The organism is Allofournierella sp., assembly GCF_017889395.1.
Lineage (GTDB): Bacteria > Bacillota > Clostridia > Oscillospirales > Ruminococcaceae > Allofournierella.
This window is the reverse complement of the sequence record NZ_JAGHKE010000033.1, coordinates 1-24,620: the sequence shown is the minus strand read 5'-3', so window position 1 is coordinate 24,620 and position 24,620 is coordinate 1. Positions and strand designations below refer to the sequence as shown.

The following is a 24,620-nucleotide window of genomic DNA, read 5'->3' as shown; positions in this document are numbered from 1 at the left end:
GCCCCAGCGCAAGCCCGAGGACTGGATGGCCGACCCGGGCGCGGGCTACACCCTGCGCACCGACACCACCCTCTGGATGCGGGACGGCATTGTGGAGGCCGTGGACATTGTGCCCTTCGGCTATCTGGACGATCAGCCGGATGACTGATTCTTCCGCTAAAATGAACCCCCGGCGCTCGCGCAGGCTGCACGAGCGCCGGGGGCTTTTTTGTACCCTGCCGAATTACAATACGCCAAGCACCAGAATGGCCGCCAGCATTCCCACCACGCCCAACAGGATGGACAGAGAGTTGATGAAGCTGGCCAGGCCCTCGTCGCCGCCGCACCGTTCGGTGAAGGCGGGGGCGATCACCGAAATGGGCGCAAACACCATGACCGCCAGGCCCTGCCGCACCTCCAGCGAGAAGGGCGCCAGATAATAGCAGCCCACCGAAAGCACCAGTGCCAGCACCAGGCGCACCCCCAGAATACGGGCCGCCGTCCACAGATAAGCGGGCTTTGCCTGCACCCGGAACATGGCACCCACCATCAGCATGGCCACAAAGGGATTGGCCACAGCGATGGGGCTGATCAGATCCAGCAGGGTCTGCGGCACCGTGACCCCAAAGATCACCAGCAGCAGCATGGTAACGTAGGTCACAAAGGGCACTGAGGACAGAAGCTTCTTGCCCGCGCTTTTCAGGTCCGGCTTTTCTCCGCCGCACACCACCGACACCAGCGCATAGGTTCCGCCGGTGCACATCAGGGAGTTGCCCACATCGAACAGACAGCCCGCCATCACGGCTCCGGCCCCCAGAAAGCTTTGCAGGAACGGCAGCGCAAAGGCACCGATGTTCCAGCTGGGGCAGTTTACCATATACAGCACCCGTTCCCGGTTGGTTTTTCCCCGGGCCATCGCAGCACCCACTCCGATCATCACCCAGTTGGCCATCAGAGACAGAACCGGGATCAGCAGCAGCGTGGGCTGCCAGGCCATGTTGGCGGTGCTGGTGATCACCGCCGCAGGCAGGGTGATCTTCAAAACGATATTGCTCAGCACCCGGTGGTCCTTTTCTCCGAAGGTGTCCACCGATCGGAAGATCACTCCCAGCAGGATCACCAACAAAAACGATGACGATTTTACAAATACGGCCTCCATGGGCCACTCCCCCTCTCCAAACACAATAGCTCTATTATACTTCCGCCGGAACAAAAACTGCAACAAAAAAGCAGCGAAAGCACCTGTTTTCGCTGCTTTTTGCTTGTATTTGCTGCCGCCTGGAGGGCCTATCTCAGCCTTCGGCGGGCTGGGATGCGGCCGCAGGCTCAGAGGCGGGCGCGGGCTGGGAGGCCTGCCCCTGCTCTGCCGTCGGCTGAGAAGCCGGCACGGATTCCGGCGCCGGTTCCGGGGTGGGTGCCGGGGTAGGCTCCGGCGTGGGCTCCGGGCTGGGGGTGGGCACAGCGGTGGGCATGGGCGCGGGAGCCGCGGGCAGCGCCTGCTCGGCGCCCGAGGCATCCAGCAGCTTCAGGCTCTGGCCCGCAAAGCCGCCGTAAATTCCCATGTACGTCCGGCCGGGCTGCACGTTCAGCATACTGCCGCTCTCGTCGTACAGCTTCAGCGGGGCCAGGGCGTCGCCCTTTTCCCAGCGGATGGTCTGCACCCCGCCGGCGGACAGATACAGCCCCTGACCGCCGCTCAGGTCATACTGGCGGGTCACGCCGTTGTCCTTCAGGCCGCTGGAGGCCATGAGCAGGATCACATTGGAGAAGCGGACCTCGCTGTCGTCCGGGCGGCCCGCATCGGTCTGGGGCGCGTCACCCTCCCGCAGGTAATAGCGCTGGTCCTCCGTGTTGTAGACCAGGCGGGCGGTGCGCTCGCTGCCATAGGTGATATCCAGCTCGTAACCCTGGGTGTTCTGGGGCACGCTTCCTTCCGAGAACTGGAAGAAGCTGTGGGTTTCGCCCTCGCTGCTCTGGCCGTACAGGGCCAGTGCGCCGGGCAGCAGACTGCTGGTGGTGTACCAGCTGTACTGCTCCGCATAGATCTTGGCCCGCTCCCGGTCCAGATCAAAGGCGGTGGTGCCAGTGTAAACGCCGTCCAGCGGCTGATAGCTGTAGTAGTTCACCAGGTTGGAGGCATACACATCGCTGCCCACATACATGGGGATCGCCTGCAGCGGCATCACCATCTGCAGAAACAGATCGCGCCCCTGGCCCACCGGGCCCACCTTCTGCAATGCATCCACCCCGTCGTACAGGGCCATCATCCAGGTGTCCTGGCCTTCGGTGTTGGCCTCGATCAGCAGCTCGGTGTCCCCGATGCCCCACTGGGGCCAGGCTGCCTTGTCGTTGTAGAGCATCACCGCCACCGGGCGCTGACCGTAATACTCGGTTTCTCGGCCGGACAGCGCGCTGATGCCCTGGGCAGGCAGCGGCATGTCGTTCTCTGTTTCCGGCAGCTGCGGCGCCTGGGGCTCGGCCTGCGAGGAGGCTGCCTGGCTGGACGAAGTCTGGGACGACGGCTGCGCCTGGGAGGAATCGGCCCCCTTGCCGCAGCCAGCCAGCAGCGCCAGGCTCAGCGCCAGCGCCGCCGCTTTGTAGCATGCTTTCATTTTTGTGTTTCCCCTTCCCCTGTTTGGTGCTCTGAATGTACAAAACAGGGCCTGTCCATTTTGGCAGACAGGCCCTGGATCAGACTATGATCAATCGTCGCTTTCCACGAAGGTCTCGGTGGTGGGCGCTTCCTGGGTATCCTGTGCGGTGGCCAGTGCCTCCCACTTGAAGTTCTCGGCCTCGTCGATGTCCACCACGGTCACATAGCTCTTGCCGCAGTTGATCTCGAAGGGCTCCTGGGTGTCGAAGGTGACCAGACGCAGAGCCTCCAGCGGAGTGCCCTTCTCCCAGCGGATCTTCTCGATCTTGCCGCCGTAGCAGTAGTAGCCAACGCCGCCCCAGCTGTACTCGGCATACTGCAGGTCCTTGGCCTCGTGGCCGGGATAGGTGTGGATATCGGTGAACAGCACGATCAGGTTGTCGAACATGAGCTGCTGATCGTTGTTTTCATCGATGGTATCCCGGTAGCTGCCCAGGCTGGAGTAGTACTGCGCCATCTTGTACTGACCCAGAGAGGCATCGTAGTCGAACTGGGTACGGTAGCTCTGGGAATGGCGGATGGTTACGCGCTCGGCGTTGTTGTCGCCCTCCACAAAGGTGCCTGCCGGAATCACAGCCGCGTCGCGGTAGTCCACGAAATCAAAGAAGGTGGAGTTGTAGCTGCGGCGGTCGTCGATGTTCTGGCTTTCAATGTACTCGGCAATCTTTTCGCCGTTGGTGTAGGCAGTGTGCTCCTTGGCCACCGTGTTGCCCGCCCAGTTGCGGCGGTTGGAGTCACGGTAGATCAGGCCGGCGGCGGTGTTGCCCTCCAGGTCCCACTCCTCGTAGTCGTAGTCCTCGATGTACTGGCGCTGCACCACGCTCTGGCCCACATGCACATACAGGGGCTGCCAGGGCAGAACCAGGCGGAAGAACTGGTCGCGGGCGGAACGGATGGGGCCGATCTCGGGAATGTCGTTGTAATCGGTGAACAGGGCCATAAAGCGGGTGATGCCGCCCTCCACCTTGATCTCGAACAGGATATCCGCCGCGGAAAGGCCGCGCTGGGGCCGGCAGGCCTGGATGTTATTCACCATCACGCCGGTGATCCGTTCGCCTTCCGGGTAGTCGATGTCCTTTTCGTAGCCGGTAAGTACCTGAGCCTCATAGGGCTCCGGCGTGGGCTCCGGCGTGGCCGCAGGGGTGGATGCACCCTGACCGCCCTCACCGCTGGCAGTTTCGCCGCTGCCGCCGCAGGCGGTGAATACGCTGGCTGCCATGAGAACAGCCAATACGACACTCATCAAACGCTTCATGTAATTCTCTCCATTTGTCTGTGTATTTTTTGCACAGGCCGCAGCCGGGGCGCACCCATGCGGAAAGCCCTTATCATCGCGCCGGGAGCAGCTTGCCCCCGTTTTTTCCATTTTACTCCCGCGCCGAATCGTTGTAAAGCAAACGGAAATTTTTACGCACTTTCGCCAAAATCCCAGGAAAAAGTTTGTATATCAAACCTATTGAAACGATTTCAAACCATTTTCCCAAGGCTCTGGTGTGGAGATCGAACCGGGACCCCCACGCCCCAACCGCTTATCCTTGAAACGATGGGCTAACACTATCATACTCATTTTTCCGCCGTTTGTAAACACTTTGTAATTTTTGTTGGTCATTTTTCTGTTTCTTTTAACCGTCATCATGTGTCGCTCGATTTTTTTCAAAAATCGCTTGACAAAGCATTTTTCGATTGATATAATAAACAAGCTGTAAGTGGCGTGAATCATTAGCTCAGTCGGTAGAGCATCTGACTTTTAATCAGAGGGTCCGGAGTTCGAGTCTCCGATGGTTCACCAAAAAAATCCCGGACGCGAAAGCGCCCGGGATTTTTCCTTTTTCACTCTTCATTCTTCACTTTTCACTTAACACTCCCCCGCTTCTCTTGCACCGAGGCCGGGGGAGTTTTTGTTTTGCCTGGGTTTTCAGCCCTCTTGGGAATCGCGGCGTGCAGCGCGCTTTTTTTGGGCGATCTCTGCGGTGATGATGCCCAGTGCCGCCAGCGCAAACACCACGCCCCAGATCACGGTTCCCGTCTCCCCCGCCAGAGCCTGCGCCGCCTGCTGGGTTCCGGCAGCCAGCGCACCGGGTGCCGCGCCAAAGGCCAGCAGCAGCACGCCTGCCAGCGCTGCCAGTGTGCGCAGCGAGCCGATTATCCAATCCATCTGCCGTCTCTTCTTCATTCTTCCTTTCCTCCTTACCTGCTTGCTGTTTCTCCTGCTTTCAGTTTAGACCCGCCGGAGCGGCGGGTCTATCTCTTTTGGGTGAAGGGGATGTAAAGATCCGGTCAAATTTACCCTGGCCGCGCCGCAGCACACAAAAGAGCCGCACCCGGTTGGATGCGGCTCTTTTCATTTGAATCAGAATGCTTTGCTCACAAGCAGGCGCGATCAGCGCTCCTTGGTGGCGATCTCGGTGAGGATCTGGCCGATGAAGGCGTCGGGGGTCATCACGCCGCCCTTTTCCTCCTTGCGGGCACGCACGGCCACCAGGCCCTCTTCCATCTCCTTGTCGCCCACTACCAGCATGTAGGGGATTTTCTTGAGCTGGGCCTCGCGGATCTTGTAGCCCATCTTCTCGCTGCGGTAGTCGGTGTCCACGCGGATGCCGGCGGCCTCCAGCTTGTTGTGCAGCTCGCGGGCGTAGGCGTGCTGACGCTCGGTGATGGGGATGATCTCCACCTGCGTGGGCATCAGCCAGGTGGGCAGAGCACCGGCGTACTTCTCCAGCAGCAGGGCCAGAGTACGCTCGTAGCAGCCGATGGAGGTGCGGTGGATGATGTAGGGGGTGTGCTCCTGACCATCCTCACCCACATAGGTCATGCCGAACTTCTGCGCCAGCAGCATGTCGATCTGGATGGTGATGAGGGTATCCTCCTTGCCGAACACGTTCTTGATCTGGATGTCCAGCTTGGGGCCGTAGAAGGCGGCCTCGTCGATGCCCACCTTATACTCCAGGCCCAGGTGGTCCAGGATCTTCTTCATCAGGCCCTGGGCTTCCTCCCACTGCTCGGCGGTGCCCTCGTACTTGTCCTTGCGGTTGGGGTCCCACTGGCTGAAGCGGTAGCTTACGTCCTCGCCCAGGCCCAGGGTCTCCAGCATCTCCTTGGCCAGCTCCAGGCAGCCGCGGAACTCTTCCTCCAGCTGATCGGGACGCAGCACGATGTGGCCCTCGCTGATGGTGAACTGGCGCACGCGGATCAGGCCGTGCATCTCGCCGGAATCCTCGTTGCGGAACAGGGTGGAGGTCTCGCCCAGACGCATGGGCAGGTCACGGTAGCTGCGCTTGCGGTTCAGGTAAACCTGGTACTGGAAGGGGCAGGTCATGGGACGCAGGGCGAAGCACTCCTTGGTCTCATCGTAGGGATCGCCCAGCACGAACATGCCGTCCAGGTAGTGGTCCCAGTGGCCGCTGATCTTGTACAGATCGCGCTTGGCCATCAGGGGGGTCTTGGTCAGCAGGTAGCCCCGCTTCTGCTCGGTGTCCTCCACCCAGCGCTGCAGCAGCTGGACGGCGCGGGCGCCGTTGGGCAGCATGACCGGCAGACCCTGGCCGATGGACTCCACGGTGGTGAAGTACTCCAGCTCACGGCCGATCTTGTTGTGGTCCCGCTTGAGGGCCTCCTCCTGCTGCTTCAGGTACTCCTCCAGCTCGCTGGCCTTGGGGAAGGCGATGCCGTACATGCGGCACAGGCTGTCCCGGCTGGAATCGCCGCGCCAGTAGGCGCTGGTGGCCTGGGTCAGCTTCACGGCCTTCACCGCGCCGGTGCTCATCAGGTGCGGGCCCGCGCACAGGTCCACGAAGTCGCCCTGCTGGTAAACGCTCAGCTCCCAGCCCTTCTCGGCGTACTCCTCCAGCAGCTCCAGCTTATAGGGCTGACCGGCAAAGATTTCGCGGCCCTCTTCCACGGTGATGATGCGCTTTTCCACCGGCAGGTCCGCCTTGGCGATCTTCTTCATCTCGGCCTCGATGGCGGCAAACTGGTCCGGGGTAAAGGGCTTCACGCCGCCGATGTCGTAGTACCAGCCGCTCTCCAGAGCGGGGCCGATGCCGAAGTGGGCTTCGGGGTACAGGTGCTGGATGGCCTGAGCCATCACATGGGCAGCGGTGTGCCAGAAGGCGTGCTTGCCCTCGTCGTCGGCAAAGGTGAGGATCTCCAGCGCGCAGTCCTTGTCCAGCACGGTGCGCAGATCGCACACCTGGCCGTCCACCTTGGCGGCGCAGGCGCTCTTGTACAGGCCCATGCCGATGCTCTTGGCCACCTCAGCGGCGGATACGCCTACCTCGAACTCCTTGACGGTGCCCTTCAAATCAACTTTAATCATAACGATTCGACCTCCCGTTTGATCGCTTCGCCCAAAGGGGCGAAAAAGAAAAAATGCCCCATCCCGTAAAACAATAACGGGATGAAGCATCTGAAAGCTCCACGGTTCCACCCGAATTGCGCGCCTTTTGGCACGCCCACTCGTTTGGGCGATAACGGGCCCTTGCCGGCGGGGGTTCGCCCCCGCGCTCCGCGGTGGTAAGCTGTGGGGGCACCTGCGCGCAGCCGCTCTCAGCACGCCTCCGAAAGGGAAGCGGCGGCCTTCTCTATCCGCGTGTTGCCCGCCCGCTCATGTCCGCATCTGCGCTTTTGCGGGATAGGTTCAGCCTTATCTTATACCTTCCCTTCGGGATTGTCAATATTTCTTGACAATTTGTGAACTCGTCATTAAAATAAATAGTAAGTATATTAGATGATCAGCCGCAGGGTCCGCCCTGCTTTTTGTGAAATATGCGCAAGATACTGTGAGTATTTCCAAACGAACACCGGCAGCATGCCCTGCTGCCTTGCAATATCCAATTCAGCCCGTTTGCATCCTTCCCGCCGCACCGCCTGTGCGGCGGTATCGTTGTGCTGCGTGCCGTTCGTTCCAGGTCCCGCAATCAGCCGGTCTGCCCCTGCACCATGGCGGTCATCTCAGATACCATTTTTATTTGAGGAGTTGAAAACATTGCCATCCATTATCGTACTGGTACTGGTGGCAGTCGTTGCAATCGCCGTCGGTGTGGCCGCAGGCTTTTTTCTTGGCCAGAGCTACCGCCGCAAAACCGCTGAAGCCAAGATCGGCAGTGCCGAAGAAGAAGCAATGCGGATTGTGAACGACGCCATCAAGACCGCCGAACAGAAACGCAAAGAGACCGTGATCGAGGCCAAGGACGAAGCCCTGCGCATGAAAACCGAGGCCGACAAGGAGATCAAGGAGCGCCGCAGCGAGCTGAGCCGCCAGGAGCGCCGCCTGGACCAGAAGGAGGAATCCCTGGACAAGAAGGTGGCCGCCCTGGAGCAGAAGGAAGAGGAGCAGCGCCGCCGCAGCGAGCTGGTGGAAGCAAAGCTGGACGAACTGGAACAGCTGAAGCTGCGCCAGATGGAAAAGCTGGAGACCATCGCCGGTCTGACCCAGGAGGACGCCAAGCACCTGCTGCTGAACCGCCTGGATCAGGAGCTGACCCACGAGAAGGCCATGCGCATCAGCGCCTACGAGTCCAACCTGAAGGATGAGTGCGACACCATGGCCCGCGAGATGATCGGCCAGGCCATCGCCCGCTGCGCCGCCGACCATTCCAGCGAGACCACCGTGAGTGTGGTCCCCCTGCCCAACGACGAGATGAAGGGCCGCATCATCGGCCGCGAGGGCCGCAACATCCGCGCCCTGGAGACCGCCACCGGCGTGGACCTGATCATCGACGATACCCCCGAGGCCATCACCCTGTCCAGCTTCGACCAGGCCCGCCGCGAGGTGGCCCGCATGACGCTGGAGCGACTGATCGCCGACGGCCGCATCCATCCCGCCCGCATCGAGGAGACGGTGGAGAAGTGCCGCCGCGAGCTGGAGCTGTCCATGAAGCGGGAGGGCGAGCGCGCGGTGATGGAGGTGGGCATCCACGGCATCCATCCCGACATTGTGAAGCTGCTGGGCCGTTTGAAGTTCCGCACCAGCTTCGGCCAGAACGTGCTGAACCACTCACTGGAGGTTTCCTATCTGTCCGGCCTGCTGGCCGGCGAGATGGGCGTGAACGTAACCCAGGCCCGCCGCGCCGGTCTGCTGCATGACATCGGCAAGGCTCTGGACCACGAGATCGAAGGCAGCCACATCCAGATCGGTGTGGAGATTGCCCGCAAGTACAAGGAGAACCCCGCCGTGATCCATGCCATCGAGGCACACCACGGCGATGTGGAGCCCAAGACTCCGCTGGCCTTCATCGTGATGGCCGCCGACGCCATCAGCGCCGCCCGTCCCGGTGCCCGCCGCGAGAACCTGGAAAGCTACATCAAGCGGCTGGAGAACCTGGAAGAGATCAGCTGCAGCTTCGAGGGCGTGGAGAATGCCTTCGCCGTGCAGGCTGGCCGCGAGGTGCGCATCATGGTAAAGCCGGACGCCATCAGCGACGACCAGCTGATCCTGCTGGCCCGTTCCATCACCAAGAAGATCGAGGAAGAGCTGGATTACCCCGGCCAGATCAAGGTGAACGTGATCCGCGAGAGCCGCGCGGTGGAATACGCCAAGTAAGCTTTCAACCATACAACGAGTCCCCGGTGGAAAATTCTCCGCCGGGGGCTTTTTTATCGCAAAAAAGAACCGGCCCGCGGGGAAAATTTCTCCCTGCGGGCCGGTTCTTGTTTGCGTTGATTCTCCGAATCCGATCAGCCCTGACAGCCCAGATCGTCCCAGTCGCCGAAATCCTCGGCATTGGCGATGCGGGTGGGGTCCAGCTTGCCGTTCTCATCCAGCGGCTTTTCCGCTGCTCCCAGGGTCACCGGATTGGTGTTGGGGCCACGGTCGGGGCGCTGGGGGTAAACGGTGGGCTCCGGCTGGGGCTCCTCGCGGGAAGCCTTTTCCGGCTCGGCCTGCGCGGGCTGCTCCGGCTCGGTGGGCACCTCCACATATTCGCCCTCGATATGAGAGCTCTTGTTGTAATCGTTGAGCAGCTTATAGGCCACAGCGCCCGCCGCAATGCCCAGAACGATGGAAATCAGTCGTTTGAAAAATCCCATGGGTACTCCCTCCTTTTTTGAGTAGTATACCACAGGGCCCGCCCCGGCGCAAACCCGGGAACGGACCCTGTTCGTTTTGTTTTTCTTCGGCCGGTCAGCTGAAGGTGACCACGTCGTCCTTCAGGGGCTGGGCGGCCTCCACCGACAGGGCGGTGAGCACCGGGCCCTTGCCGCCAAACAGGGGGTGGAACTGCACCCGCACCTTGGCGGTGATCTTGATCCAGCTGCGCTGGGCCAGCTTCTTGGCATCGTCGTACTTGCAGGGGAAGCCCACAAACTGGATATCCTGCACGCAGCAGGTCATGGCGAAGCGGCCGGGCACAAACTGATTCTGGCCCACCCGGGGCGTCTGGCAGACCTGGGCGGTGAAGCGCACGGTCTTGCCCGCGTACTTCTCCGGGTCCTCGCTGGCATCCAGATACCAGATGCCGAAGTCCTCGTCGCCGATCTCGATCACATCCGCGTTGATGTCGAAGGGCAGCTCGTCCGGCAGCTGGTCGTAGGCCACGCTGCCGTCGGCGTATTCGTAGGCGATGTCGCACCGGCGGCTGGCCTGGCGCACCGCCTTGTGCACGAACTCCTGGTCCTCCTCGGTCAGGCCGTCGGCCCGGTTCACCACCAGCAGCTCGCACTGGGCGAATTTATCCAGGAACAGCTGACGCATGTTGTCGAAGTACATGCGGAAGGTGTTCGCGTCGGCGGTGCCGATGGTCTGGTAGATCACCCAGTTCTCCGGCATGGCCTCGTACAGCTCCTGCACCATCCACATGCCGTTGTACTCAATCACCACACGGCCCGCGCCGGTCTTTTTCACCAGCTCGGCCAGATGGGTGGGGTTCAGCTGCTCCTTGTCCTCGATCAGCTCCACGCTCACGCCGCCGAAGGCGAACTTGTCGGCGTCATACTCCTCTTCGCCCTCCTCGCAGACCAGCAGCAGGGTCTTGTCGCCGGAGTCGAACTTGGGGTCCTCCATGGTCTCCTGCACAAAGCGGGTCTTGCCGCTTTCCAGAAAGCCCAAGAACAGATATACCGGAATCTCTTTCACGTTACCTCTCCCTCCCTGCGGCTCAGGCCAGATGGAACAGCTGCTCCAGGGCAGCCTCGTCCAGCTTGGAGCCGATCACGCACAGGCGGCCGGTCACATCCGCAGCGCCGCCGCGCACATCGGCCTCGCCGGGCACATGGTCAAAGTAGATCCATCCGTTGGTGCCGGGCAGGATGCCCTTGGCGCGCAGCACCACGCCGTACTTGCCGCTGTCCAGCTCTTCCAGAGCGGTGCGGATCTCCTCCTCGGTGAACACCCGGGCAGTCTCACGGCCCCAGCTGGTGAACACCTCGTCGGCGTGATGGTGGTGGTGATGGTCGTGGTCATGGCCGCAGCCGCAGCTGCATTCGCCGTCGTGATCGTGATGATGGTGCTCGTGCTCATGGTCATGGTCGTGACCGCAGCCGCACTCCTCATCGTGATCGTGATGATGATGCTCGTGCTCATGGTCGTGGTCGTGACCGCAGCAGCACTCCTCGTCGTGATCGTGATGATGATGCTCGTGCTCGTGCTCATGGTCGTGACCGCAGCAGCACTCCTCATCGTGGTCGTGATGATGGTGATGCTCATGCTCGCGGCCGCACTCCTCGCCGTGCTCGTGGTGATGGCCGCACTCGGGGCAGACCTGAGTCTCCTCCAGCAGCTCCTTCACGAAGTCCCGCTTGGACTCCATGGCCGCCACGATCTGCTCGCCTTTCAGCTGGTTCCAGTCGGTGGTGACGATGGTAGCCTCGGGGTTCTTCTCCCGGATCATGGCCACGGCGCGGGCGATCTTGTCCTCGCTGGCGGCGCAGGTACGGCTCAGGATGATGGCGTTGGCATGGCCGATCTGGTCGTTGTAAAACTCGCCGAAGTTCTTCATGTACAGCCGGACCTTGTTCACGTCGGCCACGGTCACAAAGCTGTTCAGCTGCACGTCCCGCTCGGCGGCGATGCCCTGCACAGCCTTGGTCACATCGCTCAGCTTGCCCACGCCGGAGGGCTCGATCAGGATGCGGTCCGGCTGGTACTGGTCGATGACCTTCTTCAGAGCTTCGCGGAAGTCGCCCACCAGGCTGCAGCAGATGCAGCCGGAGTTCATCTCGGTGATCTCGATGCCGGCCTCCTTCAGAAAGCCGCCGTCGATGCCGATCTCGCCGAATTCATTCTCGATGAGCACCAGCTTCTGGCCCGCGTAGGCCTCGGCGATCAGCTTCTTGATGAGCGTGGTCTTGCCGGCGCCCAGAAAACCGGAAAAAATATCGATCTTGGTCATGGTATATTGTCTCCTTTTATCTTGCGCAGAGCCGCCCTGCCGGAGCATGTTCCCTCCCCCGGGCCGCCTGCTGAAAACAGTCGTTCTGTTTCTTATTATACTATCTTTGTCAAGGTCATTGCGCGGTTTTCTCCGGTGTTCTTTTTGCGAAATTTTGCGTTTTTGCGCCTCGCTCTCTTTTAAAACCTGCTTTACCGTGTTACTATAAATTCAACACGATTTTGCACGGCGGGCGCGGAATGCTTCCGCTGTGAGAAAAGAGGTAAAACAGATCCCATGAAAACCACCAACGAAAAGATCGCCCAGCTGCGGGCGGCCATGCAGGCCGCCGGGGCGAATGCCTGCCTGATCCCCTCGTCGGATCCCCATTCCAGCGAATATCTGCCCGACCACTGGAAGGCCCGGGCCTACTTCTCCGGCTTCACCGGCAGTATGGGCACCCTTGTGGTGACCGATACCGCCAGCGCCCTCTGGGCCGACGGCCGCTACTTCATCCAGGCCGAGCGCCAGCTGGCCGGCAGCGAGATCCAGCTGCAGAAAATCGCCGTAGAGGGTACCCCCACCGTGACCGAATATCTGGCTGATGCCCTGGGCGAGGGCCAGGTGCTGGCTCTGGACGGCATGGTCACCCCCACCGCCACCGTACAGGAGCTGGAAAAAGCCCTGACGAAGAAGGGCGCGAAGGTGCTGTCCGTTGATCTGGTCAGCCCCATCTGGGAGGACCGGCCCCCGGTTCCCTCCACCCCCGCCTGGCTGGTGGACGCTGAAACCGCGGGCGCTTCCGTGGAGGAAAAGCTGAGTCGCCTTCGCAGTAAACTGGCCGATGCCGGTGCCTCCGCCATGGTGGTTTCCCGGCTGGACAGCGTGGCCTGGCTTTTGAATCTGCGGGCCGCTGATCTGGACTGCACTCCCTTTGCACTGGCCTACTGCTTCGTGACCGCCACCAGCGCCACCCTGTTCATCGACCAGAGCCGCCTGCCCGAGGAGGCCACCGCCGCACTGCGGGCCCAGGGCGTGGGCGTGGAGGATTACGACCGGCTGCTGGGCACCCTGACCGGCTACCATCACGACCGGGTGATCCTGATGGACGGCTCCACCAACTGGGCCATCTACAGTGCCGTGTGCCAGAACCCCAACTTCACGGTGAAGATGGGCGAGGACCTCATCCAGGCCATGAAGGGTGTGAAGAACGCCGCCGAGATCAAGAACCTGATGAACTGCCACGTGAAGGACGGCGTGGCCATGGTGCGTTTCCAGATCTGGCTGGAGCAGCAGCTGGCCGCGGGCGAGACCGTTACCGAGGTGGATGTGGACCGCAAGCTGCTGGAGCTGCGCGCTGAGCAGCCCGGCAACCTGGGCCCCAGCTTCGACACCATTGCCGCCTACGGCGCAAACGCCGCCATGATGCACTACCACGCCACCCCGGACAACTGCACCAAGCTGGAGAAGCGGGGTTTCCTGCTGGTGGACAGCGGCGGACAGTACACCGACGGCACCACCGACATCACCCGCACCTACGCGCTGGGTGAGCTGACCGACAACGAGCGCACCTACTACACCTACGTGCTCAAGAGCCATATCGACATCGCCAAGCTCCAGTTCCTGTCCGGCTGCACCGGCGGCAATCTGGATGTAATGGCCCGTGCCGCGGTGTGGCAGCATGGCATTGACTACCGCTGCGGCACCGGCCACGGCGTGGGCTTCATCGGCGGCGTACACGAGGGCCCCCAGAGCCTGCGCGTGACCAACCATGTGCCCTTCGTGCCCGGCATGACCGTCACCGACGAGCCCGGCATCTACGAAGAGGGCGAGGTGGGCATCCGCATCGAGAACGAGCTGCTGTGTGTGGAGCGTGTGAAGAACCAGTACGGCCAGTTCCTGGGCTTCGAGTCCATGACCCGCTGCCCCATCGACCTGACCCCGGTGCGCCCCGAGTTGCTGGACGCGGACGAGAAGGCCTGGCTGAACGCCTTCCATGCCGAGACCTATCGGGATCTTGCTCCCCTGCTGACCGAATCGGAAGCCGCATGGCTGGCCGAAAAGACCAAGCCCCTGGCCTGATCACACACTTATCCCCCGGTGAAAGCCGGGGGATTTTTTGCATCCCGCCGCCAAAATTTACAACTTTGCACGCTCCTTCGATACAGTTTCGTTACATCGGCGCGGTATAATACGTCTAATAGAAAAATATTGCCAAAGGAGGAACGAGACGATGGCCAATTCCCCCGAAAGCTGGAAATACCATTCCGGGGCAGGCCGCCAGCGCACGCCGCGCCAGATGGTCCAATCGGCCCAACCGGTTCGCCGCGCCCCCGCAAAGCGCACCGCGCCCCGCCGTTCCTCGCTGGAAACCCGCTATGCGCCCCAGGTCCAAAAGCGGCAGGTGCGCCGCCCTGTGACCCGGCAGCCCACTCCGCGCCCGGTGCAGCAGCGGGCCAATCCGCCCCGGCCGGTCCGCCGCAGACGCCGCTCCTCCCTGCGGCCCTGGGCGCTGGCCGCTCTGGTCAGCTGCCTGATTCTGGGCTTCACCTGGGTCTGGTCCGTCGGGCAGACGGTTCCCGCCGGGGCGGATGCTTCCACCCCGGCCAGCCAGGCAGAGCCTGCACCCGCGCCGTCGGTAGGCGAATGCGTGTTCCGCTCCGGGGGCGATGAGCTGCCCCGGGAAGTGCAGGACACCCTGACCGAATGGTTCGTGCGCTGCTACGATGCCGCGGCCCGGCTGGAGGCCCCGGAGCTGGACGATCTTTACGGCCCGGGTGCCGCTGCGCAGGAGGCCTGCCTGCTGGATGAGGCCAGTGTGGACTTTATCAGCCGGGTGCGGGCCATGCAGCCGGTGGACCTGACCATGACCGGCTTCACCATCGGCCTGACGGTGGAGGAAACCAGCTGGGAGGGCGAAACCATCACCGTAAGCCTGCAGGAGGACGATCAGATCCAGTTTAGCTTTCTGAACGGCCGCACCAGCTCCAGCTGCGGCATCGAGAACACCTTCACTTTCTCCGCCGACGGCAAGATCCTGGCCCACGAAAAGACCGAGGACGGTTTCAATCTGGTGCGGGATGTGTACAGCCGCCAGTCCTCCGGCGGCGAGAGCGCCATTCAGAGCACGCTGAGCCAGCTGATGAGCGCCGCCAAGGCGGATGTGGACAAGCTGGCCAGCCAGCGCCAGCAATATCTGGCGGACCCATCCGGCCAGAGCAGTCTTCAAACCTGCGACATGGATTATGACCGGCAGGCGGCGGTGGCCTACGCCCGCCAGTGGGTGGGGCTGACCGCCATGACCCGCAATCCCAAATGGGGCATCTACGACGACTACGGCGGCAACTGCAACAACTTCACCTCCCAATGCCTGTACGCCGGCGGCATCCCCATGGACATCTACGGCTACGACACTCAGCAGTGGAAATGGTACAGCGACGTGCCCAACTCCTACTCCGAGGCCCGGGGCCGCTCCTCCAGCTGGAGCGGTGTGGATGAATTTTACACCTACGTGAACGAGAACAGCGGCTACGGTCTGGTGGCCGAGGCGGACGGCAACCTGTACACCGCACAGCCCGGCGACGTGCTGCAATACGGGGCAGACGGCGAGTGGAAGCACTCGGTGCTGGTGACCGAGGTGATCAACGACGCCAATGGCCAGCCGGTGGAATTTCTCATCGCCTCCAACACCACCGACCGGATCGACTGGCCCATGAGCGCCTACGCCTACGCGGATGTGCGGCTGATCCATGTTCTGGGCTACAACAACTGAGGCAACACCGCATAATTCACGCCGAACGGCTCAGGCGGTATTTCCTTGTAATAAAGCGAGCCTGCCACGGGAGCATTCCCGGGCAGGCTCGCTTTTGTTTGTTTTTTTGGTTCAGGCTTCGGCCACTGCCACCAGATATTTGTAGATCTGCAGCTTGTTCTCCTCGTAAAGGCCCAGCTCCTCATAGAGCTTTTTGTAATAGGCAAACAGGCTGGCCTTGGTGGAGAGCATCTTCATGGTGTTGCGCAGCCCCAGCTGGGTGGCGGTGATGCTCTGGGGGTTCTGCACATAGTAATACACCGGCTGCTCCAGCGCATAGAAACGGGAGGCGTAGCGGATGTACTCCAGGTTGAACAGCAGATCCTCGCTCCAGCCCAGCTCCACGTTGCACTGGATGTTGTGGTTATGTACAATATCCCGCCGGTAGAGCTTGTTCCACATCACGCCGTAGTAAAAGCTGGCGGGCTCCTTCATCAGGCCCTTGGCAAAGGCGGTCTTGTCGTAAAAGCCCGCGTCCAGAAAGCCGTACTGCTCGATGGTCTGGTAGCTGTCCTCCTCGGTTTTGGCGAAGAGGGGCTTGTGGTTCTCCACCCGGTAGTAGGGCGCGATCACCAGATCGGCGGTATGCTGCTCCGCCTTTTCCACCAGCAGGCGGGTGGCATCCGGGGCAAGGTAGTCGTCACTGTCGGCAAATTGCAGGTATTTGCCGGTGGCCATGGAAATGGCCAGATTTCGGGTGGCCGATACCCCGCTGTTGGCCTTATCGATGAGCAGGATGCGTTTGTCCACCCGGGCGTACATATCCACCACCTGCAGGCTCACATCGCTGCTGCCGTCGTTCACCAGAATGATCTCCAGGTTCTGGTAGCTCTGCTTGCGGATGCTCTCCACACAGCGGGCGATGTGTAGCTTCGCGTTGTAGACCGGCACGATCACACTGACCAGCGGCTGCTCCATCCTTCGATTCCCCCTTCGGCATTCATTGCTCCTCTGCTTTTCAGTGTAGTGCATCCAGCGGCGAAAATCAACCGGGAGCATCCGGCTTTTCTTCGGCTTTTTGAGAAAGGTTTGTATTTTTTGCCGTCAGCCGGTATAATAGCAGAAAAAGCCCCTGCGCCGCACCCGGCAAGCCGCCGGGCCGGGCGCGGGCGATTTTGCCCACAAAGGAGTGACCATTTTTATGATGACCGAAACCATGCAGGCCCTGCGGGACCTGCAAAAGAAGCTGTACGCCTTTCAGTTCGCGCTGAATGTGATCGACTTCGACGCCCAGACCGTGGCCCCCAGCGAGAGCTATTCCGGCCGCGGCGAGGCACTGGAGGTGCTGAGCAGCATCAAATACAGCCTGATCGCCGATCCTGCCCTGCCCGCTCTGCTGGAAAAGGCCCGCAATGAGGAGCGCACCGAGCAGGAGGCCGCCGAGGTGGCCGAGCTGCAGCGGATGTACAATGAGACCAGCAAGATTCCCGCCCAGGAATACGCCGCCTTCGTGAAGCTGACCACCGCCGCGGTGAACGCCTGGGAGAAGGCCAAGGCCGCCAGCGACTTCTCGCTGTTCGCCCCCTATCTGGAGCAGATCGTGGCCTACCGCCGCCGCACCGCCGCCTACTTCGATGCCAATAAGGCCCCCTACGACGTGTGGCTGGACCAGTACGAGAAGGGCCTGTCCATGGCACAGTGCGACGCCTTCTTCGACCAGCTGAAGGCAGTGATCCAGCCGCTGGTGAAGGAGATCGGCCAGCGGGGCGCGAAGATCCCCTGCGATTTCCTGGAGGGCACCTGGCCCATCGAGGCCCAGAAGATGCTCTCGGCCGCTGTGATGAAGCTGATGGGCATTGACGAGGGCCACTGCGTGCTGAGCGAGAGCGAGCACCCCTTCACCACCGAGTTCTACAAGGGCGACGTGCGCATCACCACCCACTACCACGAGGACGACATGGCCAGCAACCTGTACTCGGTGATCCACGAGGGCGGCCACGCGCTGTATGAGCTGCACATGGCCGACCGGCTGCAGTACACCTGCCTGTCCGGCGGCGCATCCATGGGCCTGCACGAGAGCCAGAGCCGCCTGTGCGAGAACTACCTGGGCCGCAGCCTGGGCTTCATCAAGAGCCTGTGGCCCACCCTCACCGAGCTGTTCCCCACCCAGCTGGCGGGCGTGACCCCCGAGGCCTTCTACAAGGCGGTGAACCAGTGCCAGCCCAGCCTGATCCGCACCGAGGCGGACGAGGTGACCTACTGCCTGCACGTGATGGTGCGCTATGAGCTGGAAAAGCGCCTGATGGACGGCTCGCTGGAGGTAAAGGACCTGCCTGCCGCCTGGAACGCCCAGATGAAGGAGCTGCTGGGCGTGGATGTGCCGGACGATGCCCACGGTGTGCTGCAGGACATCCACTGGGCCGGCGGCGATCTGGGCTACTTCCCCAGCTACGCGCTGGGCACTGCCTACGGCGCCCAGATGATGGCCTCCATGCGCAAGGATCTGGATGTGGACGCTCTGCTGGAGGCGGGCAACTGGGCCCCCATCACCGGCTGGCTGGAGGAGCGCATCTGGCAGTACGGCAAGGAGAAGACCCCCGCCCAGCTGCTGAAGAACGCCTGCGGCGGCGAATTCGACCCCAAGTTCTACACCGATTATCTGGTGGAGAAGTATTCCGCCATTTATGAACTGTGAGGTCTTGCCTTTTGGCACGGGCTTTGCTATACTGAGTAGCGGAATTCAAGGCGATACCGCACAATTCCAGGTGGTGGAGCGCGCCGGAAAATTTTGGCGTGATACGCCGCCTGAGCCGTGAGGCGTGAATTATGCGGTGTTGCCTCAATACAAAAACATGGCGGGCGGCCACCGGGTCGCCCGTCAGGTGCCTGAACCTCTCCCGGTAGGTCGCAAGCAGGGAGGGGGGCAGGCACCTTTTTTGCTGTGAGGGAGGAAGTAGAAGCCTGTGAACGTATTGCCCAAATTCTGCCGTTATGTGAGCGCCAACGTGCTGGGAATGATCGGCCTTTCCTGCTACATTCTGGCGGACACCTTTTTCATTGCCAACGCCATCGGAGCGGACGGCCTGGCCGCGCTGAACATCGCCATCCCGGTGTTCAACCTGATCAACGCGGCGGGTCTGATGACCGGCGTGGGCGGCGGTACCCGCTATGCCATTCTGCGGGCTCAGGGAGAAAACGATGCCGCCAACCGGCTGTTCAGCGGCATGGCACTGCTGGCCGCGGGAGTCGGCTGCGCCCTGCTGGCTCTGGGCGCGCTGGCCGCCCGGCCTCTGGCCGCTCTGCTGGGGGCGGACGCGGTGACCCTGCCGCTGTGCAGCGTCTACCTGCGCACCATTCTCTGCTTTGCCCCCTTCTTTTTATTGAACAGCACCCTGCAGGCCTTTGTGCGCAATGACGGCGCGCCCCGGCTGGCCATGGCGGGCATGCTCACCAGCAGCCTTTCCAACGTGGTGCTGGACTGGGTGTTCATGTATCCGCTGGGGCTAGGCATGTTCGGCGCGGCCATCGCCACCTGCATTGCCCCCATCCTGAGCCTGTGCGTACTGTCCACCCACTTCGCCCGCCCTGTCAGCCGGCTGCGCTTTTCGGTGCGGGGCGCGGCGCTGCGGCCCGCTGCACGGGCGCTGAGTCTGGGCGCCTCCTCCTTTGTGTGTGAGCTGTCCTCCGGCGTGGTGCTGCTGGTGTTCAACCTGCTGATTCTGCACTTCACCGGCAACGTGGGCGTGGCGGCCTACGGCATCATTGCCAATCTGGCGCTGGTGGGGCTGGCCATCTTCACCGGCGTGGCCCAGGGCATCCAGCCCCTGACCAGCCACGCCTACGGTACGGGCAACACCGCCGAGCTGCGTCAGCTGTTACGGCTGGCGGTTGGTCTGGTGCTGGTGCTGGCGGCGATCTGTTACCTGGCGGTGAACCTGTGGCCGAACCCGCTGATCGCCGCCTTCAACCGGGACGCCGACCCCCAGCTGGCGGACATCGCCCGCACCGGCATGCGCATCTATTTTGTGGGCTTCTTCTTTGCCGGGCCCAATCTGGTGCTGGCCGCCTATTTCAGCGCGGTGGACCGGCCGGGGCAGGGCTTCGGGGTTGCCATGATCCGGGGGCTGATTGCCCTGATCCCGCTGGCACTGGTGCTGGCGGCACTGCTCAGCATGACCGGTGTCTGGCTGGCTTATGTACTGGCGGAGGCCTGCGGTCTGGGCGCTGCCCTCTTGTTTCTGACCCGTCGCGCAAAAGCAAACTGAGCATACACACAACAAAAGCCGTGAGGGGCAATGTTCCTCACGGCTTTTGTTATACAGTTTAGTCTTTCCGGCCGATGCGCCGCTGCCGGGCCAGCCGCCACAGGGTGGCCGTGGCCAGCAAAATCAGCAGCGGGGTGAAGTTGAAGGAGTACCGTGCCTTGGTTTCCCAGAAGCTCAAAAAGAGCATCAGCCCGAACACACTCACCCGTGCCAGGGTCAAGGTGCCGGGGCGCGCCCGCCGTACCGCGCCCAACGCGCCTGCCAGCACCAGGCCCATGAGCAGGAACTGATAGGCCTGGCAGTAGTAAACCATGGGCATATAGCCGGGCTGGTCCTCCAGAATGAACCGGTGGGTCCAGTTGGCTTTGAGCGGGGTGGCCAGGAACTCCTGGGCGTCATACATGCCGTCGCCCCAGGTGACTGCCGCCGGTCAGCCATAGTGGGCAGATCCTTGGCGGCCTGACAGACCGGGTCGTTGTAATCGCCGTCGCCGGTGCTGCCGTAGGCAAACCACAGCTCAATGGGGAAGCCCTCGGCACCCTCCACCGAGAAGTCCAAAAGGCCGCTGTGCTGCCAGGCCTTGTAGCCCGCGTTCAGCCCCACGAACACCAGCACCAGCACCAGCGCCCCGGCCAGCGCCTGGCGGAGCTTTTTCTCCAGAAAGAGCTGGATCACCAGCGCTACCACCATCACCGCCACGCTGCCCTTCACCGCGTAGCCCACAAAGGCCGCGGCTCCCATGGCCACCAGCAGGGCAATGCGCACCGGGCGGCGTTTTTCGCTGCGGTAGTAGTTCCAGCACAGCAGCACCAGCAGCCCAAAGGGCAGGGACAGGGTATCGGAATAAAAGCAGGGAGACCAGAGCACAAAGGGCAGAAAGCCCGCGCACAGCACAAAGGCCAAAGCCACGCCGCTGTTGTGATGCAGGATACGCCGGGCCAGCAGACAGACCAGCAGCACCGCCAGCCAGATGGCCAGCACGTTCAGCACAATGCCCGCGTAGATGCCTGCCTCGGTGTCCGGCGTGATGCCGAACAGCCCCACCAGCTTATACCAGCCGGTGAGCAGCAGTGCCAGACCCAGATTGTTGTTGCAGATCACATAATAAGCACCCCACACCTGAGGCACGCCGTCGTCCAGAAAATCCGGCAGGCTTTGCAGCACGGTGCTCATGTCCATGATGGGCACCTCGGCCAGCAGAAAGCCCAGCCAGCCCAGCGCAAGGCCGTAGACCGCCAGCACCGCCCCCAGCAGCAGCCGGAACCGGCGGCGGGGCAGCTGGTCCAGCAGCGGCAACGCAAAGCGGGCCAGGGCGAACAGCACCACCCCCAGCACCGCGCCCGCCGCCAGCGCGGCCAGCCCGTTGTGCTGCCAGCGCAGCACGCTATTCAAAAAGACCCAGCCCCAGACCAGGGCAAACCCCGCCGAAAAAATGCGGGTGAGCTGTTTCTGCATTCCCATTCTCCCCTGCCGTATCTGCCCGTTGCCGGGGCAGGAGCAAACCCGCCGCACCGGCTTTTGGACGCAGTTTTTTCCTTATTGTATCACATCACACCGGCAAAACAAAGAAAAAACCGGGAGTGTTCTCCATTAGAAAACACTCCCGGAAATTCCGTCTCATAATAAGGCGGGTTCAAAAGCCGCCCCCGGGCCGCTTGCTAAGCCCTGGTGCAACGTTTTGCATGATTTAAGAAACAGCGCGCAGCTGGCCTTCGCCCTCGGCTTCAAACAGCTGCTGGCGGGGTACAAAGTACACGAACTCGCCGCCTCGGTAGGTGAGCACGCCCCGCTCACCGGGTTGCAGCTGACGGGCGATGTGGGCAGGAATGGCGAACTCCACTTCCTGGCCGCGGGCGACGAATACGCCCTTGTACTGACCCTCGCCGTTGGTCAGAATCCGCTTCACAGTGGCCATCAGGCTCACTTCACCCTTATTCGACTTCCCCTTGCCGGCCCATGCACGCAGCAGTGCGAACGCAGCACATGCAGCCAACAGGCCCGATACGATCAGCATCCACTTCATGGAATTCCCTCCTCAATTTCAATTTTGTTTCATCCGCCGGGCCGCTGGCTCTGAGGGCCCCGTGCCGGTCGGTTTGAATGTCCGCTTGTACTTGTAAGACGATTGAGGACCGAGTTTTATTTCAACTCTTTCCAAAAATTTTTGAAAAATCAGAAAAATTTTAAAAAAAGTCATTTTGTTTGCCAATCGCGAACACTTTTCCCCGTCAGCAGGGCAAAATCCCGCTCAAAACACCCATTGTACCAGCAGCATATAGCAAACCGTACCCCCGGCAATGGAGAGCAGCATCTGCCGTTTCCACCGGTGCAGGCCGATGGTGACCAGAATTGCGATCAGTTCCGGCAGGCCGTGGGTCCCGGTGGTCCACTGCACCCCCTTCAGGCAGTAGACCACCAGCATACCGAAGATGGCCCCCGGCAGCGCCCGGCCCAGATACCGCACGTAGGCCGGAACCTGACCGCCCCGGAACACCCAGAAGGGCAAAAACCGGGTGAGCATGGTGCCCAGTACGCACAGGCCGATGGTGATGATCTGTTGGGTCAGGGTCATTGCACATCCCCTCCTTCCGCCTGCATCCGGTCGATGGGTGCTTTGAAGACCGTGAGCAGGGCCAGAATGCAGCCCATGGCGGGCAGCAGGAAGGAATCCGCCCCGAACAGCGCCAGACACGCCGCGCTGGCTCCCAGGCCGATGAGCGAGGGCAGATGGGTCTTCTCCTTGCCCCACTGCTCCAGAAAGATCACCACGAACATGGCGGTCATCACAAAGTCCAGGCCGGTGGTATCGAAGGAAAGCAGCGACCCCGCAAGACCGCCCAGAGCTGCCCCCGCCACCCAGTAGCTGTGGTTGAGCAAAGTGACCCAGAAATAAAACCAGCCCCGCTCCACCCCTTCGGGAATTTCGGCGCTGCAGTTGATGGAAAAGCTCTCGTCGCACATGCCGAAGATCAGATAATACCGTTTGAGGCCCAGACCCCGGTATTTTTCCAGCATGGCAATGCCGTAGAACAGGTGGCGGGCCTGGAGCATCAGCGCCACCAGAAAGGTCTGCAGGGGCGCAAAGGGCGCCAGCAGCATGGACACTGCCACAAACTCCAGCGAGCCGCCGAAAATGGTAAGCCCCATGAGCATGGGGTACCAGAAGGAAAAACCGGATACATTCATGTATATGCCGTAGGCCATGCCCAAGAACAAAAAGCCCGCCAGAATGGGCACCGTGTGGGGAAAGGCCGCGGCCAGCGCCCTGCGGCGCATTCCCTGCTGCATTGTATGTCAACTCCTTTTACGTGTTACCAGTTTAGCATTTAAAAGCCAAAAAGGCAAGCGCCGCCGCAACAGGCACAAAAAAGGCCCCCGCGTGGAGGAACCACGCGGGGGCCTTTGTCATACCCTAAGCAGAGGAGAATTACAGCTCAGCGAAGTACTTGATGGTGCGAACCATCTGGCTGGTGTAGCTGTTCTCGTTGTCGTACCAGGACACAACCTGAACCTGATAGGTGTCGTCGTCGATCTTGGTAACCATGGTCTGGGTGGCATCAAACAGGCTGCCGTAACGGATGCCGATGATGTCGGAAGAAACGATAGCGTCCTCGTTGTAGCCGAAGCTCTCGGGCCAGCACGAGCACGACGCAGGTCGCCCTTACGATGGGGGCCGTCCAGGATCATCTGGTCACCGGTGTAAGCATGCACGGTGGTCATGATGCCGCTCTGGATAGCGTAGGTGTCGTTCAGAGCCTTAGCCATGGGAGCCAGGCAGTTGGTGGTGCAGGAAGCAGCGCTGATGATGGTGTCTTCCTTGGTCAGGGTGCCCTCGTTCACGCTGAACACAACGGTCTTGGTCTCCTTGTCAGCGGGAGCAGAGATAACAACCTTCTTGGCGCCGGCGTCGATGTGAGCCTGAGCCTTGGCCTTGCTGGTGAAGAAGCCGGTGCACTCCAGAACAACGTCTACACCCAGCTCACCCCAGGGCAGCTCAGCGGGGTTGGGGTTAGCGTAGATGGTGATCTTCTTGCCGTCAACGGTGATGGAACCCTCGCCAGCCTCAACGGTGTGACCGTCGTAACGACCCTGAGCGGTGTCGTACTTCAGCAGGTGAGCCAGCATCTCGGGGCTGGTCAGGTCGTTGATGGCAACGATCTCGTAACCCTCAGCGCCGAACATCTGACGGAAAGCCAGACGGCCAATGCGGCCAAAACCATTAATTGCAACTTTAACAGCCATTGTAATATCCTCCTTAAGGTAAATAAATTACTTAGGTGTCTTTATTGTATACCAAAAATCTGAAAACTACAAGGGCTTGTCAAGAAATTAACACAAAAGTACAAAGATTATTACGCAGGCGCCTGTCCTTAGGCATTATCATGGGATATTGGTGCATCATTTGTGCAAACTAACAGATACATGCCCCAAAGCCGGGGTGACATAAGAAAACAACGCCGGAAAAGGGCCGCTTTTGCGGGATTGCAGCGTCAAAGCCCCTTGACAACCACCAAGGGTGCCGGGGTGGCGCAAGCCGCAAAAAACCCAGTGGGTTCTTCGACCGGCCAGGGCGGTCTGCGAAGCAGGGCGGGCGCACCATTGACGCGCCCGCAGCCCGTGCCCCAGGATTTTGGATGCAGAAAATGCGAAAAGGGGCGGAGCAAGCC

The 24,620-nt window shown here is 61.4% G+C and carries 19 protein-coding genes, 1 tRNA gene and 1 pseudogene; 6 read left to right on the top strand and 15 right to left on the bottom strand.

Annotated features, from left to right (window positions below; genetic code table 11):
- Positions 1 to 223 precede the first annotated feature (223 nt).
- The 3 genes from J7G73_RS05920 to J7G73_RS05910 form a co-directional block, all read right to left on the bottom strand.
- Positions 224 to 1,138 (bottom strand): AEC family transporter, encoded by a 915-nt coding sequence (locus tag J7G73_RS05920; RefSeq protein ID WP_291245595.1) that lies wholly within the window; start codon positions 1,136 to 1,138, stop codon positions 224 to 226.
- Positions 1,139 to 1,271: 133 nt separating this feature from the next.
- Entirely contained in the window at positions 1,272 to 2,591 is a 1,320-nt protein-coding gene (locus J7G73_RS05915) for a DUF3048 domain-containing protein (RefSeq protein ID WP_291245594.1), read from the bottom strand.
- Positions 2,592 to 2,681: 90 nt separating this feature from the next.
- On the bottom strand, positions 2,682 to 3,887 hold the full coding sequence (locus J7G73_RS05910) for a DUF3048 domain-containing protein (RefSeq protein ID WP_291245593.1): 1,206 nt from the start codon (positions 3,885 to 3,887) through the stop codon (positions 2,682 to 2,684).
- Positions 3,888 to 4,345: 458 nt separating this feature from the next.
- Here J7G73_RS05910 and J7G73_RS05905 point away from each other — a divergent pair.
- A tRNA-Lys gene (locus J7G73_RS05905) sits at positions 4,346 to 4,421 on the top strand.
- Between the two features lie 126 nt (positions 4,422 to 4,547).
- On the opposite strand, the gene J7G73_RS05900 is transcribed toward J7G73_RS05905, so the two are convergent.
- Positions 4,548 to 4,805 carry a hypothetical protein gene (locus J7G73_RS05900; protein ID WP_291245592.1) on the bottom strand — a complete coding sequence of 86 codons (258 nt, stop codon included), beginning with the start codon at positions 4,803 to 4,805 and terminating at the stop codon, positions 4,548 to 4,550.
- A gap of 207 nt (positions 4,806 to 5,012) precedes the next feature.
- Positions 5,013 to 6,947, bottom strand: a complete 1,935-nt coding sequence (gene thrS, locus J7G73_RS05895; protein ID WP_291245591.1) for a threonine--tRNA ligase — start codon at positions 6,945 to 6,947, stop codon at positions 5,013 to 5,015.
- A 669-nt stretch (positions 6,948 to 7,616) separates the two neighbouring features.
- Here thrS and rny point away from each other — a divergent pair.
- Positions 7,617 to 9,173 (top strand): ribonuclease Y, encoded by a 1,557-nt coding sequence (gene rny, locus J7G73_RS05890; RefSeq protein ID WP_087291927.1) that lies wholly within the window; start codon positions 7,617 to 7,619, stop codon positions 9,171 to 9,173.
- A 134-nt stretch (positions 9,174 to 9,307) separates the two neighbouring features.
- On the opposite strand, the gene J7G73_RS05885 is transcribed toward rny, so the two are convergent.
- From J7G73_RS05885 to J7G73_RS05875, 3 genes are all read right to left on the bottom strand, one after another.
- Entirely contained in the window at positions 9,308 to 9,658 is a 351-nt protein-coding gene (locus tag J7G73_RS05885; RefSeq protein WP_291245590.1) for a hypothetical protein, read from the bottom strand.
- 94 nt (positions 9,659 to 9,752) lie between these two features.
- The gene (locus tag J7G73_RS05880) at positions 9,753 to 10,703 is read right to left on the bottom strand and encodes a GTP-binding protein (RefSeq protein ID WP_087291918.1); all 951 of its coding nucleotides are present in this window, start codon (positions 10,701 to 10,703) and stop codon (positions 9,753 to 9,755) included.
- A gap of 22 nt (positions 10,704 to 10,725) precedes the next feature.
- Positions 10,726 to 11,958 carry a CobW family GTP-binding protein gene (locus J7G73_RS05875; RefSeq protein ID WP_291245589.1) on the bottom strand — a complete coding sequence of 411 codons (1,233 nt, stop codon included), beginning with the start codon at positions 11,956 to 11,958 and terminating at the stop codon, positions 10,726 to 10,728.
- A gap of 276 nt (positions 11,959 to 12,234) precedes the next feature.
- Here J7G73_RS05875 and J7G73_RS05870 point away from each other — a divergent pair, with 276 nt between their 5' ends.
- Positions 12,235 to 14,019, top strand: coding sequence for an aminopeptidase P family protein (locus tag J7G73_RS05870; protein ID WP_291245588.1), 1,785 nt, complete (start codon positions 12,235 to 12,237; stop codon positions 14,017 to 14,019).
- Positions 14,020 to 14,170: 151 nt separating this feature from the next.
- On the top strand, positions 14,171 to 15,709 hold the full coding sequence (locus tag J7G73_RS05865) for an amidase domain-containing protein (RefSeq protein WP_291245587.1): 1,539 nt from the start codon (positions 14,171 to 14,173) through the stop codon (positions 15,707 to 15,709).
- 111 nt (positions 15,710 to 15,820) lie between these two features.
- On the opposite strand, the gene J7G73_RS05860 is transcribed toward J7G73_RS05865, so the two are convergent.
- Positions 15,821 to 16,666 carry a glycosyltransferase gene (locus tag J7G73_RS05860; RefSeq protein WP_087291906.1) on the bottom strand — a complete coding sequence of 282 codons (846 nt, stop codon included), beginning with the start codon at positions 16,664 to 16,666 and terminating at the stop codon, positions 15,821 to 15,823.
- Between the two features lie 223 nt (positions 16,667 to 16,889).
- Between J7G73_RS05860 and J7G73_RS05855 the strand changes: the two genes are divergently transcribed.
- On the top strand, positions 16,890 to 18,383 hold the full coding sequence (locus tag J7G73_RS05855) for a carboxypeptidase M32 (protein ID WP_291245586.1): 1,494 nt from the start codon (positions 16,890 to 16,892) through the stop codon (positions 18,381 to 18,383).
- Positions 18,384 to 18,651: 268 nt separating this feature from the next.
- On the top strand, positions 18,652 to 19,953 hold the full coding sequence (locus tag J7G73_RS05850; RefSeq protein WP_291245585.1) for an MATE family efflux transporter: 1,302 nt from the start codon (positions 18,652 to 18,654) through the stop codon (positions 19,951 to 19,953).
- A gap of 58 nt (positions 19,954 to 20,011) precedes the next feature.
- Here J7G73_RS05850 and J7G73_RS05845 read toward each other — a convergent pair whose 3' ends face one another.
- The 6 genes and pseudogenes from J7G73_RS05845 to J7G73_RS05820 form a co-directional block, all read right to left on the bottom strand.
- Positions 20,012 to 20,173, bottom strand: coding sequence for a hypothetical protein (locus J7G73_RS05845; RefSeq protein ID WP_291245584.1), 162 nt, complete (start codon positions 20,171 to 20,173; stop codon positions 20,012 to 20,014).
- Positions 20,170 to 21,408 carry a hypothetical protein gene (locus J7G73_RS05840; protein WP_291245583.1) on the bottom strand — a complete coding sequence of 413 codons (1,239 nt, stop codon included), beginning with the start codon at positions 21,406 to 21,408 and terminating at the stop codon, positions 20,170 to 20,172. Before J7G73_RS05840 ends, J7G73_RS05845 begins: the two co-directional genes overlap by 4 nt.
- A 232-nt stretch (positions 21,409 to 21,640) precedes the next feature.
- Positions 21,641 to 21,976 (bottom strand): hypothetical protein, encoded by a 336-nt coding sequence (locus tag J7G73_RS05835; RefSeq protein ID WP_291245582.1) that lies wholly within the window; start codon positions 21,974 to 21,976, stop codon positions 21,641 to 21,643.
- Positions 21,977 to 22,201: 225 nt separating this feature from the next.
- Entirely contained in the window at positions 22,202 to 22,525 is a 324-nt protein-coding gene (locus J7G73_RS05830) for a branched-chain amino acid transporter permease (RefSeq protein WP_087291897.1), read from the bottom strand.
- A complete protein-coding gene (locus tag J7G73_RS05825; protein WP_291245581.1) occupies positions 22,522 to 23,241 on the bottom strand; it encodes an AzlC family ABC transporter permease in 720 nt (239 codons plus the stop codon). The genes J7G73_RS05830 and J7G73_RS05825 overlap by 4 nt, the downstream gene beginning before the upstream one ends.
- Before the next feature lie 139 nt (positions 23,242 to 23,380).
- A pseudogene (locus J7G73_RS05820) lies at positions 23,381 to 24,195 on the bottom strand (type I glyceraldehyde-3-phosphate dehydrogenase).
- Positions 24,196 to 24,620 lie beyond the last annotated feature (425 nt).